This is a genomic window from Methylosinus sp. C49 (assembly GCF_009936375.1).
Taxonomy (GTDB): Bacteria; Pseudomonadota; Alphaproteobacteria; order Rhizobiales; family Beijerinckiaceae; genus Methylosinus.
This window is the reverse complement of the sequence record NZ_AP022332.1, coordinates 1,055,382-1,069,552: the sequence shown is the minus strand read 5'-3', so window position 1 is coordinate 1,069,552 and position 14,171 is coordinate 1,055,382. Positions and strand designations below refer to the sequence as shown.

The 14,171-nt window shown below is 64.4% G+C and carries 18 protein-coding genes and 1 riboswitch; of the genes, 6 read left to right on the top strand and 12 right to left on the bottom strand.

Annotated features, from left to right (window positions below):
• Positions 1–70: 70 nt before the first annotated feature.
• Positions 71–994, top strand: a complete 924-nt coding sequence (locus GYH34_RS04985; RefSeq protein ID WP_161912624.1) for a quinoprotein relay system zinc metallohydrolase 2 — start codon at positions 71–73, stop codon at positions 992–994.
• A 51-nt stretch (positions 995–1,045) separates the two neighbouring features.
• Positions 1,046–1,837, top strand: coding sequence for a quinoprotein dehydrogenase-associated SoxYZ-like carrier (locus GYH34_RS04980; RefSeq protein ID WP_174242366.1), 792 nt, complete (start codon positions 1,046–1,048; stop codon positions 1,835–1,837).
• Here GYH34_RS04980 and GYH34_RS04975 read toward each other — a convergent pair.
• The 6 genes from GYH34_RS04975 to GYH34_RS04950 all read right to left on the bottom strand — a co-directional run bounded on the left by GYH34_RS04975 (position 1,803) and on the right by GYH34_RS04950 (position 5,473).
• Positions 1,803–2,450, bottom strand: coding sequence for a thiamine phosphate synthase (locus GYH34_RS04975; RefSeq protein WP_161912623.1), 648 nt, complete (start codon positions 2,448–2,450; stop codon positions 1,803–1,805). The two genes, GYH34_RS04980 and GYH34_RS04975, sit on opposite strands and share 35 nt — an antisense overlap.
• A 178-nt stretch (positions 2,451–2,628) precedes the next feature.
• Positions 2,629–3,423: a thiazole synthase gene (locus tag GYH34_RS04970; RefSeq protein WP_161912622.1), complete on the bottom strand. Its 795-nt coding sequence runs from the start codon at positions 3,421–3,423 to the stop codon at positions 2,629–2,631.
• 44 nt (positions 3,424–3,467) lie between these two features.
• Positions 3,468–3,692 carry an integrase gene (locus GYH34_RS04965; RefSeq protein WP_161912621.1) on the bottom strand — a complete coding sequence of 75 codons (225 nt, stop codon included), beginning with the start codon at positions 3,690–3,692 and terminating at the stop codon, positions 3,468–3,470.
• A gap of 53 nt (positions 3,693–3,745) precedes the next feature.
• Positions 3,746–3,895, bottom strand: a complete 150-nt coding sequence (thiS, locus tag GYH34_RS04960; RefSeq protein ID WP_018267780.1) for a sulfur carrier protein ThiS — start codon at positions 3,893–3,895, stop codon at positions 3,746–3,748.
• Positions 3,864–4,925 carry an FAD-dependent oxidoreductase gene (locus GYH34_RS04955; protein WP_161912620.1) on the bottom strand — a complete coding sequence of 354 codons (1,062 nt, stop codon included), beginning with the start codon at positions 4,923–4,925 and terminating at the stop codon, positions 3,864–3,866. Before GYH34_RS04955 ends, thiS begins: the two co-directional genes overlap by 32 nt.
• Positions 4,926–4,952: 27 nt before the next feature.
• Positions 4,953–5,096: riboswitch (TPP riboswitch) on the bottom strand.
• Between the two features lie 89 nt (positions 5,097–5,185).
• Positions 5,186–5,473, bottom strand: coding sequence for a BolA family protein (locus GYH34_RS04950; RefSeq protein WP_024881269.1), 288 nt, complete (start codon positions 5,471–5,473; stop codon positions 5,186–5,188).
• A gap of 105 nt (positions 5,474–5,578) precedes the next feature.
• Between GYH34_RS04950 and GYH34_RS04945 the strand changes: the two genes are divergently transcribed.
• Together GYH34_RS04945 and cobS are read left to right on the top strand one after the other, a co-directional pair.
• Positions 5,579–6,187 (top strand): DnaJ domain-containing protein, encoded by a 609-nt coding sequence (locus GYH34_RS04945; protein ID WP_018267776.1) that lies wholly within the window; start codon positions 5,579–5,581, stop codon positions 6,185–6,187.
• 66 nt (positions 6,188–6,253) lie between these two features.
• A complete protein-coding gene (gene cobS, locus GYH34_RS04940; RefSeq protein WP_018267775.1) occupies positions 6,254–7,252 on the top strand; it encodes a cobaltochelatase subunit CobS in 999 nt (332 codons plus the stop codon).
• A 118-nt stretch (positions 7,253–7,370) separates the two neighbouring features.
• On the opposite strand, the gene trmD is transcribed toward cobS, so the two are convergent.
• Complete coding sequence (trmD, locus tag GYH34_RS04935) at positions 7,371–8,117, bottom strand: tRNA (guanosine(37)-N1)-methyltransferase TrmD (protein WP_161912619.1); 747 nt, start codon at positions 8,115–8,117, stop codon at positions 7,371–7,373.
• A gap of 111 nt (positions 8,118–8,228) precedes the next feature.
• Here trmD and GYH34_RS04930 point away from each other — a divergent pair, with 111 nt between their 5' ends.
• Together GYH34_RS04930 and GYH34_RS04925 are read left to right on the top strand one after the other, a co-directional pair.
• A complete protein-coding gene (locus GYH34_RS04930; RefSeq protein WP_161912618.1) occupies positions 8,229–8,468 on the top strand; it encodes a DUF4160 domain-containing protein in 240 nt (79 codons plus the stop codon).
• Positions 8,440–8,697 carry a DUF2442 domain-containing protein gene (locus tag GYH34_RS04925; RefSeq protein WP_174242365.1) on the top strand — a complete coding sequence of 86 codons (258 nt, stop codon included), beginning with the start codon at positions 8,440–8,442 and terminating at the stop codon, positions 8,695–8,697. The genes GYH34_RS04930 and GYH34_RS04925 overlap by 29 nt, the downstream gene beginning before the upstream one ends.
• 6 nt (positions 8,698–8,703) lie before the next feature.
• Here the strand turns inward: GYH34_RS04925 and rimM are convergent, their stop codons facing one another.
• From rimM to GYH34_RS04900, 5 genes are all read right to left on the bottom strand, one after another.
• Positions 8,704–9,237, bottom strand: a complete 534-nt coding sequence (gene rimM / locus GYH34_RS04920; RefSeq protein WP_161912617.1) for a ribosome maturation factor RimM — start codon at positions 9,235–9,237, stop codon at positions 8,704–8,706.
• A 97-nt stretch (positions 9,238–9,334) separates the two neighbouring features.
• A complete protein-coding gene (rpsP, locus tag GYH34_RS04915) occupies positions 9,335–9,685 on the bottom strand; it encodes a 30S ribosomal protein S16 (RefSeq protein ID WP_018267770.1) in 351 nt (116 codons plus the stop codon).
• A gap of 93 nt (positions 9,686–9,778) precedes the next feature.
• Positions 9,779–11,329, bottom strand: a complete 1,551-nt coding sequence (gene ffh / locus GYH34_RS04910) for a signal recognition particle protein (protein ID WP_161912616.1) — start codon at positions 11,327–11,329, stop codon at positions 9,779–9,781.
• Between the two features lie 940 nt (positions 11,330–12,269).
• The gene (locus tag GYH34_RS04905; protein WP_161912615.1) at positions 12,270–13,190 is read right to left on the bottom strand and encodes an AAA family ATPase; all 921 of its coding nucleotides are present in this window, start codon (positions 13,188–13,190) and stop codon (positions 12,270–12,272) included.
• A 79-nt stretch (positions 13,191–13,269) separates the two neighbouring features.
• Positions 13,270–13,800 (bottom strand): ATP-binding protein, encoded by a 531-nt coding sequence (locus GYH34_RS04900; protein ID WP_161912614.1) that lies wholly within the window; start codon positions 13,798–13,800, stop codon positions 13,270–13,272.
• Positions 13,801–14,171: the final 371 nt, after the last annotated feature.

Below are 14,171 nucleotides of genomic sequence, written 5' to 3'. Positions count from 1 at the left end.
TCCCCAAATACCATTCCCGACTTTCCTGATTTCGCGCGTGAAACCGGCGAAAAACAAGGCTGAAAAACCGATGCTGCAACGCACTATTCGAAGGCTCGCGATCACGTGTCTCTGCCTCGTCGCGAGCGGCGCGAAAAGCTTCGAGCTGTCGGAGATCGCGCCCGGAGTCTTCGTCCATCAGGGCGTGACCGCTTTGATGTCTCGTGACAACCTGGGCGGCATCGCCAATCTCGGCGCCATCGTCGGCGCGGAGGCGGTCGCGGTCATCGACACGGGCGGCAGCCGCGCGGAGGGCGCGGCCTTCCTCGCTGCATTGCAGCAGCGCACGACCAAGCCGATCCGTTATGTCATCGACACGCATGTCCACCCGGATCATATTTTCGGGAATATTGCCTTTCGAGACACGGGAGCCGTCTTCGTCGGACACAAGAATCTCGCGCGCGCCATGGCGACGCGCGGCCCGCATTATCTCTCTTCTTTCCGTGAGACGATGGGCGCCTTGCTCGACGATGTGATTCTGGTTCCGCCGACCCTCGCCGTCGAGCGCGAGACGATTCTCGATCTCGGCGGCCGCGCGATCACGCTGAAAGCCTGGCGCACCGCCCATAGCGATTCCGATCTCACCGTGCTCGATCCGCAGAGCGGCACGCTCTTTACCGGCGATCTCTTGTTTCTGCAGCATGTGCCGATCGTCGACGGCAGCCTTTTGGGCTTTCTCGCCGTCATCGAGGAGTTGCGGAAGATCGAGGCGGTCCGCGTCGTGCCCGGCCATGGGCCGGCGGTCGCTCCCTGGCCGCAGGCGCTGGAGGCGCAAAAAGCCTATCTCGACCATCTCACCCGCGATTTGCGGGCCGATATCGCCAAAGGGGAGACGCTCGCGCGCGCTGTGACGACAGCCGGCCGCGGCGAAAAGCCCAATTGGCTGCTGTTCGAGGATTATCACACGCGCAACGCCACGGCCGGCTTCGCGGAGCTCGAATGGGAGGCCCCTTGAGCCGCCCGAGCGCGGAGCGCTATGCTTCGACAAAATAGCGGAGGAACGCAGATGAGCCATTGGACCACGAGCCCCATCGCAATCGTCGCGGCGCTATGCCTTTCGGCCGGCGCGGCGCTGGCCCAGGAGCCGAAGATCGATCCCTGGCCGGGCCTCGTCACCGATATTTTCCACGACCGCGCGATCGCCGCGCATGAGGGCGTGGTGGCGCTCGACGCGCCGAAGCGGGCCGAGGACGCCGCCATCGTGCCGATGACCATCTCGCTGCTCGAGCCCGGCCTGCGCGCGGCGACGCTGGTCATCGACGAGAATCCCATGCCCATGGCCGCGGCCTTCTCCTTCGGCGAGGGCGCCGGCGTCACGAAGATCGAGACGCGCGTGCGCGTGAACTCCTACACCAATGTGCATGTCGTCGGCCAAACGAGCGATGGCGCGCTGCATTCGGTGGTGAAATTCGTGAAGGCCTCGGGCGGCTGCTCGGCCCCGGCGATCAAGGATCAGGACGAGGCCTCCGCCAATCTCGGCAAGATGAAATATCGCGAGTTCGCCAGCGAGAATCCCGCGCTGCGCGAGGCGCAGATCATGATTCGCCATCCCAATAGTTCGGGATTGCAGATGGACCCGATCACCCGAGCCTATATTCCGGCTCATTATGTCGACAAGGTCGAAGTGCGGCAGGGGGAGGCGCTGATCTTCTCCATGGAAGGGGGAATTTCCCTGTCGGAGGATCCGAGCTTTCGCTTCGCCTACAAGCCCAACGGCGCCAAGGTGATGCGGGTCGAGGCGCGCGACAATCAGGGCAATGTGTTCAAAGGGGAGTGGCCGATCGGCGGAGCGTCGTGAGACGCTTTTCGTCCGTCGCCTCCACCCACTCGCGAGCGCGCGCCTCCGGCTCCGCGGCGCGCAATATATCGGTGACGACACAGGCGCTGTCCGCCCCCGCCGCCAGCGCCGCTCGGGCGCGCTCCGGCGTCAGCCCGCCTATGGCCACGAGCGGAATCGCGCCGATGCGGCGTTTCCAGCCGCCGATCTTCTCGAGCCCCTGTGGGGCGAAGGCCATTTGCTTCAGCAAGGTCGGATAGATCGGCCCCAGCGCGACATAATCGGGAGCGAGCGCCAACGCCCGTTCCAGCTCCGCCTCGTCATGCGTGCTGACGCCGAGCCTTATTCCATGGGAGCGGATCGCTGCGATATCGGCCGTGTCGAGATCGCCTTGGCCGAGATGCACGAAATCGCAGGAAAGATCGATGGCGAGCCGCCAGTAATCATTGACGACGAGCTGCGCGCCATGGGCCGCGCAAAGATCGCGGGCGCGGGCGATCTCCGCGCGCAGCGCCGCCTCCTCACGATCCTTGACGCGCAATTGTACGAGCCGCACGCCGCAAGGCAGCAGCCGGGGCAGCCAATCGGCGGAATCGACGATGAGATAAAACGGGTCGAGCGAAAACGCGCTCATGCCTCGATCTCTCTCGAATGAGAGGCGGCGCGACCCACCCTCCCCTTCCGGGGGAGGGTCGGCCTGCGCAGCAGGACGGGGTGGGGTTCACGGCCCGAGACTCGGAGGCTCACCCCCTCCCGAGCGCCTTCGGCGCTCGACCTCCCCCCTCCAGGGGGAGGTGGGAACGAAAACGCGCTCATGCCTCGAATCCGTCGCCGAAGGCGCGGCCGAGCACGGGCGTCGAGGGCGCCGCCATGTCGCGCGGCTCCATCAGGCCGGAGAGATAGGCCGCCCGGCCCGCGTCTATGGCGAGCGCGAAGGCCCGCGCCATGGCGACCGGATCGCCGGCGCGCGCCACCGCCGTGTTGAGCAGAGCGGCGTCGAAGCCGAGTTCCATGACCGCCGCCGCCTGCGAGGGCGCGCCGAGGCCGGCGTCCACGATCAGCGGGGTCTGCGGAAAATGCGCGCGCAGCGCCCGCAGGCCGAAGAGATTATTGATCCCGCGGCCGGAGCCGATGGGAGCGGCCCAGGGCATCAGCACGCGGCAACCGGCGTCGAGCAGTCTCTCCGCGACGACGAGATCCTCTGTCGTATAGGGAAAGACGCAAAAGCCGTCGTCGCTGAGGATGCGCGCCGCCTCCACCAGGCCGAAGACATCCGGCTGCAGCGTGTCCTCCTCGCCGATGACCTCGAGCTTGATCCAATTGGTTCCGAACAGCTCGCGCGCCATTTGCGCGGTGGCGACGGCCTCCTTGGCCGTGCGGCAGCCGGCGGTGTTGGGCAGCACGCGTACGCCCAGCTCGCGAATGAGCCGCCAAAAGCTCTCGCCCGCGCGCGAGCCCCCGGCCTCCCGCCGCAGCGAGACGGTGACGACCTCCGCCCTCGCGGCGCGGATCGCCTCGGCGAGAATGGCGGGCGAAGGATAGCGCGCCGTGCCGAGCAGGAAACGGGAGGATAGGACCTCGCCATAGAGGAGGAGAGACGCAGTCATCGCATTCGGCTGGTTCGGGGCTCGACAGGAAACCGCATCGGCCATCAGTGCAGGAACAGCTTTCCGAGCACCAGAAGCGTGAGCGTGATATTGGTCGCGAGCATCCATTTCACGGTGTTGAACTCGCCTTTCAGCAAGGCGAATTCATGCTGAACGTCGCTGTTCTTCGAGTCGAAATTAGCGACGACTTCGGCAGCCTTGCGCGCTTTCTCCTCGCTCGCGCCGGCTTCTCGGAGGGCGTCGTAGATTTCCGTGACGATCGTGCTCATGGGCCGACCCTAACATGGAGTTTGTGGAGGAGGTAGCAAGTTCGACAATCCCCTCACCCTCCCTGCCGCGGCGTGACGATCTCGATCGTATCGTCCTCGACCAGCAGCGTCTCGCCGCGATCCTTGCTGCGCACGAATTCCTGATTCACCGCCGTGGCGATGGTCTGCTCGCTAAAGCCCAATTCCTCGATGAGGCGCTCCAACGTGGGCGCCTCGACCTCGAGCGTCTGCCCATTCACCCTGATTCGCATTCATGACCTCCGGGAAGATCTCGCCCGTGAAGAGGAAACGCGCGACGCGGCGCGCCAGCGCCGGCGCCAGAAGAAATCCATGCCGATAGAGCCCATTGACATAGAGCGTCCGACCCTGGCGCGAAATGCGCGGCAGATTGTCCGGAAACGCCGGCCGCACATCCGATCCCGTCTCGACGATCTCCGCCTCGGCGAAAGCGGGATGAATGGCGAAGGCCGAATTGACCAGCTCGACGATGGAGCGCGCGGTGACGCGGGAGCGCTCCTCATTCTCGATCATGGTCGCGCCGACCATGAACACGCCCTGCCCGCGCGGCACCACATAGACCGGATGGCGCGGATGCAGCATGCGGACGGGGCGGGACAATTCGATCTCCTCGCTGCGCAGCACGAGCATCTCGCCCTTGACGCCGCGCAGCTCCGCCAGCTCGCCGCGCGCGGCGAAGCCGCGGCAATCGACGATCCAATCCGCCCGCGGGACAGAATCGGCGCAGAGCCGGATGCGAACATTGTCCATTGTCTGCAACCGTTCGAACAGCGCCGCCATCGCCGCGCGCGGCTCGAGATGCGCCTCCTCACGAAAATAGAGCCCGGCCGAGAATCGTCCGGCGAGCGCCGGCTCCAGCGCCGCGAGGCCATCGGCGTCCAGCCGCTCGAAACAGCGAGTGCGGCGGGAGAATTCGGTCAGCTCGGCGCGGTCGCGCGGCGGCGCGACGACGAGGCTGCCGGCGACGTTCGCGACAGGAATGTCCTTGGTCCAGAAGGCGAGCGCCTCCTCGCCCAGCGTCGCGACGATGGGCTCGGCGCTCTCCAATTCGCACCAGGGCGCGATCATGCCGCCAGCGTAATGCGAGCAGCCGCGGCCCGGCCCCGCCGCTCTCTCCACCAGCTCGACCTCGGCGCCGAAAGGCGCGCCGGCGCGGGCGATCTCGAAAGCCGCGGTCAGGCCGGCGACGCCGGCGCCGATCACGCCGATCAGCATCGATGCGGCCCGATAGGGCCGAGGAATATCAGGAACATGCGGCCTCCCTACGCCAGCGCGAACTGGATCAGGTTCGAAGGGTCGCCGAGCCGCTGTCTCCAGCCATCCGGCCTCTCAGCCCCTTGCCGCGCGCCAGAGCGCGCAGGCGGCGAGGCTCCCCTGGGCGAAACCGAGATTCGCGCAGGCGGGGCGGCGCGTCAAGCGGGGCTGCGCCGGGCCGTCGCCGCGCAGATGGCCGCGACGAGCGCCTGCTGCCGCCGCTACTCCTGCGGCGCGCGGGCCGTGATCGTCAGAGCGTGAACGCGCGTCGCCAGCTCCTCGGCAAGCAGCGTGTTGACGATGCGATGCCGCTCGACGAGCCTCTTGCCCGCGAACGCCTCGCTCACCACCTCGACTCGAAAATGGCTCTCGCCATCCTGGTGGTGGCCGCCGTGCCCGGCGTGCTTGTCGGACTCGTCGATCACCTTCAAGGTGACGGGCGCGAGCCCTTCGGTCAGCTTCGAACGGATGCGGGCCTGGACGGCGCCGATATTGCCTTGCTCGGCCATAGTGGAATCCTCCTCGTCGCCTCGGTCCAAGCAAAATTCCCGCCGATTGAAATTGGCGTCGGGTTCCGCTTGCAGCCTGCGGCCAGTCTACCATAATGCAGCGCCATGGATTTGAATTCGCCCCTCTTCGATCGTATCCGCGTGAAGCCCGAGCAGAGGCAGGAGCGCCGCGAGACTCGTTTTCGCTGCGACGCCCCCGGCTGCGAGGCGGAGGGCGCCCATCGCGCGCCCATGGGCCGGCTGCGCGAGGGGCAATATTTCTGCTTCTGCCTGGAGCACGTGCGGGAATATAATAATTCATACAATTACTTCAACGGAATGAGCGATGAGGACGTCGCCCGCTACCTGAAGGACGACGCCACCACAGGCCATCGCCCCACCTGGTCCATGGGCGTGAAGCGGGGACAGGCCTCCTTCCGCGAGGACCCGCTGCGGCCCGAGAATTTCGCCGATCCCATGGGCCTCTACCGGCAGAGGGCGCATCGCGCCCGGCCGCAGGCCGAGGCGAGCCCGCGCTATTCGGCGGTGACGATCAAGGCGCTGAATGCTCTCGGTCTCGATGAGACCGCCGGTGCGGAGGCGATAAAGACGCGCTATAAGGAGCTCGTCAAACGTCACCATCCCGACGCCAATGGCGGAGATCGCTCCTGCGAGGAAAGACTGCGGGAGATCATTCACGCATATAAGACGCTGCGGGCCGCCAAGCTCGTTTGAACAAGCGTTTGACCAGGCCTTGCCGGCGCGAATGTCGCGAGCGCGCGTCGGCGAAACGGAGGATCAATGTCAACCCCAAGCGACAAAGCGGCCGGGTCCGCGCCCCTGCCGGACCTCAAAGTCTCCGTGCGCCAGCTGTTCGGCATCGACTCCGATCTCGAGGTTCCCGCCTATTCCGAGCGGACCGAGCATGTCCCGGACAAGGATCCAGACTATCTCTTCGACCGCGAGACGACGCTCGCCATTCTCGCCGGTTTCGCCCGCAACCGCCGCGTGATGGTCACCGGCTATCACGGCACCGGCAAATCGACGCATATCGAGCAGGTGGCCGCGCGGCTCAACTGGCCTTGCGTGCGCGTCAATCTCGACAGCCATGTCTCGCGCATCGATCTCGTCGGCAAGGACGCGATCGTGCTGAAGGACGGCAAGCAGGTGACGGAGTTCCGCGACGGCATTCTGCCTTGGGCGCTCCAGCACAATATCGCGCTCTGCTTCGACGAATATGACGCCGGCCGCCCGGATGTGATGTTCGTCATTCAGCGCGTGCTGGAAGTCTCCGGCCGGCTGACGCTGCTCGATCAGAACCGCGTCATTCGTCCACATCCCGCCTTCCGCCTCTTCGCCACCGCCAACACGGTCGGCCTCGGCGACACGTCGGGCCTCTATCACGGCACGCAGCAGATCAATCAGGGCCAGATGGATCGCTGGTCCATCGTCTCGACGCTCAATTATCTGCCGCATGACGCCGAGACCAATATCGTGCTCGCCAAGGTGAAGAGCTTCAACGCCACCAAGGAAGGCCGCGACGCCATCAACAAGATGGTGCGCGTCGCCGACCTCTCGCGCAACGCCTTCATGTCCGGCGATCTCTCCACCGTGATGAGCCCGCGCACGGTCATCACCTGGGCGGAGAATTCCGAGATATTCGGCGATGTCGGCTTCGCCTTCCGGCTCACCTTCCTGAACAAATGCGACGAGCTCGAGCGCCCGCTGGTCGCCGAGTTCTACCAGCGCTGCTTCGGCAAGGAATTGCCCGAGAGCGCGGTGAATGTGGTGATGTCCTGAGCCCTCGAGTGAAATGCGACCGGACGAGCCTATAGACGGCTTATTCACCCTCCCCTTCAGGGGGAGGGTCGGCCGGCGATAGCCGGACGGGGCGGGGTGCACCCCCACCCGAGCGCTTTCAGCTCTCGACCTCCCCCCTCGAGCGGGAGGTGGAAGCGCCTTTTCCGGCGCGCGTCTCTCTCGCCCGATCGTTCAACAAATCCGGTCGCCGCGCGCGCGTCAGCTCGAGCGCGCGCTCATGGCGCCATTTCGCGATCTTGGCGTGATCGCCGCAGAGCAGAATGTCGGGAATTGCGCGGCTCTCGAAATCGCGCGGCCGCGTATATTGCGGATATTCGAGCAGACCGCTCTCGAAGCTCTCCTCCTCGCCGGAGGACGCTTCTCCCATTATGCCCGGCAACAAGCGCACACAGGCGTCGACGAGCGCCATGGCCGCGATCTCGCCGCCCGACAGCACATAATCGCCGATCGAGACTTCCTCCAGCGCGCGCGCCTCGATGATGCGCTCGTCCACGCCCTCGAAGCGTCCGCAGAGGATGATCGCGCCGTCGCCTTCGACCAGAGCGCGCACGCGGCACTGCGTCAGCGGCGCGCCGCGCGGGCTCATCAGCAGACGCGGCCGCCTATCGCCTTGCGGCGCGGCGGCGTCGATCGCCGCGGCGAGAACATCGGCGCGCATCACCATGCCGGGGCCGCCGCCGGCGGGCGTGTCATCGACAGCGCGATGACGGCCGAGGCCATGCTCGCGAATATTGCGCGCCTCCAGCGACCAGAGCCCGCGCGCAAGCCCGTCGCCCGCGAGCGACAGGCCGAGCGGGCCGGGGAACATTTCCGGAAAGAGTGTGAGTATCGTCGCGCGCCACATGGGGCGGGTTATGGCATGGGGGCGCTGGGTGGGAAAGGCGGCGCGCTTTCGCATATGATAGTTACGAGCTAGAGTTTCATTCGCGGGCGCTCACCGCCGCGAAAGGCCGATATGTCGCCGACTCTGTTTCGCCAAAGAGGATACCGCTTCTATTTCTTCTCACGCGAAGAGCCGCGAGCTCATGTTCACGTCTACCATCCAGACGGCGAAGCCAAGTTCTGGATGGAGCCGGAAATCGAGTTGGCGCGCAATCAGGGGCTGTCGGCTCAGGCCTTGCTGGAAATCGAGATCATGATTCGAGAGCATGAAAAGGAGATCAGAGATGCCTGGCGTCGACACTTCCCCGGTTGAAGTCTCGGGTGTGACGAAGCTCGGCGTCTGGCTGCGGCTGGACGATGAGCAGCTCTTCATGCCTTTCGACCAGTTTCCGTGGTTCCGCACGGCCGCGGTCGCGCAAATATTCGAGGTGGAACGGCTAAATCCGCAGCATCTCTATTGGCCGGAACTGGATGTCGATCTGCATGTCGACTCCATTCGCCACCCCGAAAATTTTCCGCTGGTGGCGCAGCCTCCGCGATGAGGACGGCTATCTCTCTTCTCCTGAAGGCGCATCGCCTTCGATCTCGAGCGGCGGCTCCACCACCACGCGGCCGCCGGCCACATCGACGATCGGAACCACGGCTTTGGTGAAGGGGAAGAGCAGCGTCTCGCCTCCGGCGGGCGGGCGCACTTCCAACAGATCGCTCGCGCCGAAATTGCGCACGGCGATCACCACGCCGAGCGTCTCGCCGGCGGGCGTTTCCGCGCGCAGACCTTCGAGATCGGCGAGATAGAATTCGTCTTCTTCCGGCTCCGGCAGCGCCGCACGCGGAAGATAGAGTTCGACGCCGGTGAGCGCCGTCGCCGCCTCGCGGTCGCGCACGCCCTCGAGACGCGCGACGAACATGTCCTTGCCGACCGGCCGCAGCGAGGCGATGACGAAACGGCGCGCGCCGCCGGCGTCGAACAAGGGACCGTAAGTGGAGATCGCCGAAGGATCGGCGGTGAAGCTCTGCAGCCGGATTTCACCGCGCACGCCATGCGCGGCGCCGAGCCGGCCGAGGAGAACGGCGTTCTTCATGGAATAGCGAGCCTGAAGGCTCGCCGCACGAGCGAAGCGCGCCAGAGGCCGCCGCGCGGCCCCATGTCGCTTCGCTTCGCTCGCGAGGACGGCGTCATCAGGCCGAGGCGGCCTCGGCGGCGGCGGCCGCAGCGGCGGCGCGCTCCTGCGCCTTCTTCTTCGGCTGGGCCTTCTGCGGATTGCTGCGCGCCTCGCGCTTGCCGACGCCGACGCTCTCGAGCAGACGGGCGACGCGATCGGTCGCCTGCGCGCCCTTGGCGATCCACTCCTTCGCCTTCTCGGCGTCGAGCACCAGACGATCGGCGGCGTCCTTCGGCTTCAGCGGATCGAAAGTGCCGAGACGCTCGATGAAACGGCCATCGCGGGGCGAGCGCGAATCGGCGACCACGACGCGATAGAAGGGACGCTTCTTGGCGCCGCCGCGGGAGAGTCTGATCTTCAGGGACATTTGGTTCTTCCTTTGTGAGAGCGAATAGCGAGTAGCGAGTAGCGAATTGAGGAAGGCGAGCTATTCGCTACTCCCTATTCGCTATTCGCCCCTTCATTTCTTCTTCCCGAACGGATTCAATCCGCTCAGGAAACCTCCGCCGCCGCCGAGGCCCGGAAGCGTCGGCTTGGTGGAGAATGCGGAAGCCGGCGGCGCAGCGGGAATGCTGGGGCCGGCGCCGGGCGGCAGGGCGCCGCCCATTTTCTTCTGCAATTGCGCGAGCTGCTCGGGCGAAGGCGCCTGCATCCCGCCCATGCCGCCCATGCCCATCATCTGCGCGGCCTTGGCCATCATGCCGCCGCCCTTGCCGCCGCCCATGGCCTTCATCATGTCGGCCATCTGGCGGTGCTGCTTCAGCAGCTTGTTGATGTCCTCCACCTTCGCGCCGGAGCCCGCCGCTATGCGGCGCTTGCGCGAGGCTTTGAGAATGTCCGGATTGCGCCGCTCCTTGGGCGTCATCGACAGAATGATCGCGCGCTGGCGCTTGAACATTTTGTCGTCGATGTTGGCGGAGGCGATCTGCTCCTTCATCTTGGCGACGCCGGGCAGCAAGCCCATTATGCCGCCGAAGCCGCCGACCTTCTCCATCATGGCGAGTTGATCGGCCAAATCCTGCAGATCGAACTTGCCTTTCGCCATGCGCTCGGCGGCGCGGGCGGCCTGCTCCTGATCGACGGCGGCGGCGGCTTTCTCCACCAGCGCGACGATATCGCCCATGCCGAGAATGCGATTGGCGATGCGCTGCGGCGAGAATTCGTCGAGCGCATCCATCTTCTCGCCGGTGGCGATCAGCTTGATCGGCTTGCCGGTGACGGCGCGCATGGAGAGCGCCGCGCCGCCGCGGCCATCGCCATCGACGCGCGTCAGCACAATGCCGGTCAGGCCGACGCGATCGTCGAAATTCTTGGCGAGATTGACCGCGTCCTGACCAGTCAGCGCATCGACGACGAGCAATATCTCATGCGGCTTGGAGACGGCCTTGATCTGCGCCATCTCCTCCATCAGCGGCTCGTCTATGTGGGTGCGGCCCGCCGTGTCGAGCATCACCACATCATAGCCTTCGCGCCGGGCCGTCTCCTCGGCGCGCTTGGCGATCTTCACCGGGTCCTGGCCCGGCACGATCGACAGAGTGTCGACCTCCACCTGCCGGCCGAGAATGGCGAGTTGCTCCTGCGCGGCCGGGCGCTTCACGTCCAGCGAAGCCATCAGCACGCGCTTGCCATGGCGCTCTTTCAGGCGCTTGGCGATTTTGGCGGCGGTCGTCGTCTTGCCGGCGCCCTGCAGGCCGACCAGCATGATGGCGACGGGCGGCGCGGCGTCGAGATCGATCGGCTGCGCGGTCGAGCCCAGAGTCTCCACCAGCACGTCATTGACGATCTTGACGACCATCTGGCCGGGCGAGACCGACTTCACCACATTGGCGCCGACGGCCTTCGCCTGCACGCTGTCGGTGAAGCTGCGCACGACATCGAGCGCGACATCCGCCTCGAGCAGAGCGCGGCGCACCTCGCGCAGAGCCTCGGCGACATCGGCGTCCGAAAGGGCGCCGCGCCGCGTGAGCTTGTCGAATATGCCGGAGAGCTTGTCGGAAAGGCCCTCGAACATGCGGTTCTCCCAGGGAGCGAGTAGCGAATAGGAAGCAGCGAGTAGAGCCGAAGCTCGATCTCTTCGCTACTGCCTATTCGCCACGCGCCCGTCCAAAGCAAAGCGCGCCCGGGGGCGCTCAGCGCTGCCGGACGTTGGCCCTACGCCTCTTGGGCGAATGGGCGGGTCATAGGTCATCTCTGACGAGATTGGCGCGTTTTTAGGCGCTGGGGACCGGGAAGTCAACGCGGAGCGTGGCGATAGCACCCGGGCGATCGGGTGAAGGACAACAATCCTCCCCCTCATGCTGAGGAGGCTCCGTAGGAGCCGTCTCGAAGCACGAGGGGAGTTCCAGATGACCGCGCATGAAGGCTTCCTCGTCCTTCGAGACGCCGCTTCGCGGCTCCTCAGGATGAGGAAACCTTCACTCGATCGCCCTGGCGATAGGATTATAATCCTCCAACGCCGAAGCGCCCGGCGCCTCGCGGCGGCGGGGGAGGAAGGGCGGTTCGGGACGCTCCGGCCCCTTTCGGCCGCAGCGCGAAGAGATATTCATCGGTTCCGGAGCGTCCCGAAACGCGGCTTCGCCTTCTCGTCGACGTCCCGAGGCGTGTTCGGACCCGCGAATCCTGGGTTTTCACATTCAAGACCCGATCGCTTCCGAATGCCTGGGCTCACGGAACGGCTCTCGCTCTCCCTATGGACGGGAGAGAAACGCCGCTCCGGCGACGCGCCGCCTGTCCAGGGACGGGGGTCGCCGTCCCGGATGGAGCCGGCCCCCGCCCGCGTTCCCTGACCCGAGAAACGCGCCCTTGCGTCGACGGGAGCGAGGGGGAGATAGGAATATTTTCAGGATATGTCAAGGGGCGGCATTGGGCGGATGGGCTTCCGAGCCGGACGGAAGTTCCAGGAGCATGCCTTGGTCGATTCACAATGATATCGGAAGGTCCGACTGCTTGGGTCACCGAACCATCGGCGCCAAAAGCTCCATGAATTGGTCGCGGTAACGATCCCAGGCGGCTTGCGCGAACACACCACATAGCTGCTCCCGTACCGTCTCCGCAGGCCGTTGCGTGCGGTGCATAACGTGTTCTATCAACTCGTCGGTGATCCTCTTTGCGGCAGCACGCTGCTGGCTGCCATGAGCCGTGGTGTCGTACTGGCGCACGATCTCGTTGATCCTAATTTGATTGTCTCCACAGCGCTGGCGCAGTTTCGTTTCGAATATACCAACATTGCCAGCAACGTGGTCCATCAGACCAACCTCCGGCGTGAATGGCAAATACTTGATATCGTTCTTAAGGCGCTCGAATTTGCTGAGCCGAGCGTGATTGTTACTCTGCTTCCAGCGAGCGAGCGTATCGGTTGCGACGTCATTATCGAGCACAGCCTTCTGGATAACGTGGTCGGGGAGCACTGAGCCGTTACGTTCCAGGAAGGCGACAACCGCATCGAATGGCCCCACGGGAACGATCTTGGTGGTCGGTCGAGCCGTGGGGTCGGGAAACAATTCGTTAGCGAATTTTTCAAAAAACGCGGTAAGGATGTCACGGGCAAACACATCTTCGACGTAAAGCATAATGTCAGGAAGCGTTTCTTCGTACGAAGCGATGTTGCCGATAGCGTAGGTCGGGAAACATCCAACGATTGGCTTGATCTCTCCATCATCCTGCTTTTCAAGATATATGATTCGCCGCCGGTCAATTGACTTAAGTAGCGTAACCGAGTGAGTGGAAAATATCACGGTAAGCGATTTTGCTTTCGCTTGGTCTTCGAGATAGCGTAGTAGCTTCACCTGTGCGCGAGGGTGGAGCGCCATCTCAAGTTCATCGACGATTTGTTGTTTGCCCCCTTGAGGAGGCGCAGAAGTTTTAGCACGCATAGCTCGCCCAAGCTGAAGTGCTTTTCGGAATGAAAAGTTTGTGGGTTGCCGCCCAGCGACAGGACAAAAGCCTCGTTACCTACACCGCGAGTGAGATTAATTGTCCGCAGCATCGAGAACTTGGTGGTCTCGAACGATTGGCAGCGGCAATGATAGCAGCGCTAGCCGGTCTGACATTGCGGGTGTTGAAGTCCTCGGGCCGAGGTGTGATTCGGTCGGCGGTCGCTCCGATGTATGTCACCGAAGCGTACCCGAGCTTGTCAAATAGACGCGAGTTGCTGCGGGGCTGAGGCGTCCACCGTTCGCCTCGATAGGCATATTCAACCAATTCGCCGTTGACCGAATAGGTAACGGTACCTCTCGAATGGTCGTCTAGTCGCGTCGACTGCAATGACGATGGGAAGTGGACAGGGAACGCATTAGGTTGGCCGATGCGGCGCAAGCACGCAAGCAGCGACGTCTTTCCTGCTCCATTGGCCGCGGTCAGCAGCCATACGCCCCGATCAGGAATCTCGAAGCGAAGTTTCACAATGTTGCGCAGGTTACAGATTTCAATAATGCCGGACATCTGCCCCTTGAACAGCAAACGCCAGTAAAAGTCGAGAGTCAAAATTGTCCGTCAAGACGCGCCGGCACATGCAATCCCCTCATCCTGAGGCGCTTTTTGCGGAACGCAAAAAGCCTCGAAGGATGATCCAGGGCGCGCTTCGACGCTTCGAGACGCCCGCTTCGCGGGCTCCTCAGCGTGAGGGGGCTGTGCACATAGCGAGCCCCCGCCGCCGTGTCGCTCGCGCATTCCTTCTCCCGCTTGCGGGAGAAGGTGGCCTCGCAAAGCGAGGTCGGATGAGGGTCCCGGCCGCTTGCCAGGTCACTCGCAGCTTATGAATCGAATTCGAAACGGCCCGTCTGCACGGACCCTCATCCGACCCGACTTCGTCGGGCCACCTTCTCCCACGCGTGGGAGAAGGAAGCGCCGTCGCG